The following is a 1778-nucleotide window of genomic DNA, read 5'->3' as shown; positions in this document are numbered from 1 at the left end:
CTGTCGGTCGAGGTGATGCTGCTGCTGTTCGGCACGCTGACGCTGTGGCTGGGCCTGCTGCGCATCGCCGAGCGGGCCGGGCTGGTGGCGGCGCTGGCGCGGCTGCTGGGGCCGCTGTTCGCGCGGCTGATGCCGGGCGTGCCGCGCGGGCATCCGGCGCTGGGGCTCATCACCATGAACTTCGCGGCCAACGCGCTGGGGCTGGACAACGCGGCCACGCCGATCGGCCTGAAGGCGATGCGCGAGCTGCAGTCGCTGAACCCGAGGCCGGAGGAGGCGACGAACGCGCAGATCCTGTTCCTGGTGCTCAACGCCTCCTCGCTCACGCTGCTGCCGGTGAGCATCTTCATGTACCGCGCGCAGCAGGGCGCGGCCGACCCGACGCTGGTGTTCCTGCCGATCCTGATCGCCACCTCGGTCTCGACGCTGGTGGCGCTGCTGGCGGTGGCGGCGGTGCAGCGCCTGAAGCTGTGGGACCCGGTGGTGCTCGCCTGGCTGCTGCCGGCGGCCGGGGCGCTGGGGGCCTTCATGTGGCTGCTGGCCTCGCTGTCGGCGGCGGCGCTGGCGGCGCTGTCGTCGCTGCTGGGCAGCCTGGTGCTGTTCTCCATCGTCATCGCCTTCCTGGTGGCCGGCGCGATCCGCCGCGTGCCGGTGTACGAGGCCTTCGTCGAGGGCGCCAAGGAGGGCTTCGACGTGGCGAAGAACCTGCTGCCCTACCTGGTGGCGATGCTGTGCGCCATCGGCGTGCTGCGCGCCTCGGGCGCGCTGGACGCGGCGCTGGGCGGCATCCGCTGGCTGGTCGGCCTCACGGGCTGGGACGCGCGCTTCGTCGATGCGCTGCCCACCGCGCTGGTCAAGCCCTTCTCGGGCAGCGCGGCGCGGGCGATGCTGATCGAGACCATGAACAGCCACGGCGTGGACAGCTTCCCGGCGCTGGCCGCCGCGACCATCCAGGGCAGCACCGAGACCACCTTCTACGTGCTGGCCGTGTACTTCGGCGCGGTGGGCATCCAGCGCGCGCGGCATGCGGTGGGCTGCGCCCTGCTGGCGGAGTTCGCGGGGGTGGTGGCGGCCATCGCGGTCAGCTACGCCTTCTTCGGCTGAGTCCGGGGCGGCGGCAGGGCGAAGGCCCATCGGTCAGAATGGCAGGCGCCTTCCCGCTTTCTCCGTGACCCTTCCCTCCCAAGCCCAGCCGCCCACCTTCTCCCCGGACGAGTTCCGCGCCGCGCTGGGCATGTTCGCCACGGGCGTGACCATCGTGACGGCGCGCACCGCCAACGGCCGGCGCGTAGGGCTGACGGCCAACTCCTTCAATTCGGTGTCGCTCACGCCGCCGCTGGTGCTGTGGAGCCTGGCGCGCGCGGCCGGCTCGATGCCGCACCTGTCCACCGGCTCGCACTACGCCATCAACATCCTCGCGGCCGAGCAGAAGGCGCTGGCCGAGCGCTTCGCCACCCGCGACGTGGACCGCTGGGAGGGCGTGGCCTGGCACGAGGGCCTGGGCGGCGCGCCGGTGCTCGAGGGCTGCGTGGCCAGCTTCGAGTGCTTCAACCGCAGCCGCTACGAAGAGGGCGACCACGTCATCTTCGTCGGCGAGGTGGAGCGCTGCACCCATCGCCCGGGCGTGCCGCCCCTGCTGTTCCACGGCGGCCGCTTCTATACCGAACATCCACTCTGAGGGCCGCGGAGCAGGCCATGCGGGAACACGCGCGGAACCGGCTTTGCCGGGCCGCTGCGTGTGCCCCCTTGCAGGGGGTTGCCGGAGCGGAACGAAGTCC

Annotated in this window: 2 protein-coding genes; both read left to right on the top strand. The window is 72.2% G+C overall.

Annotation, left to right across the window (positions count from 1 at the left end; genetic code table 11):
* Positions 1 to 1104 (top strand): nucleoside recognition domain-containing protein (locus tag ACIY1X_RS26280; RefSeq protein WP_399686567.1); only part of this gene is annotated, 1104 nt, incomplete at its 5' end.
* Between the two features lie 64 nt (positions 1105 to 1168).
* Complete coding sequence (locus ACIY1X_RS26275; protein ID WP_399686564.1) at positions 1169 to 1678, top strand: flavin reductase family protein; 510 nt, start codon at positions 1169 to 1171, stop codon at positions 1676 to 1678.
* The last annotated feature ends 100 nt before the right edge of the window (positions 1679 to 1778 follow it).

It is taken from the genome of Xenophilus sp. (assembly GCF_044462705.1).
Classification (GTDB): domain Bacteria; phylum Pseudomonadota; class Gammaproteobacteria; order Burkholderiales; family Burkholderiaceae_C; genus Xenophilus; species Xenophilus azovorans.
Note: the sequence above shows the minus strand (reverse complement) of the source record. Positions and strands in the feature narration are given on the sequence as shown.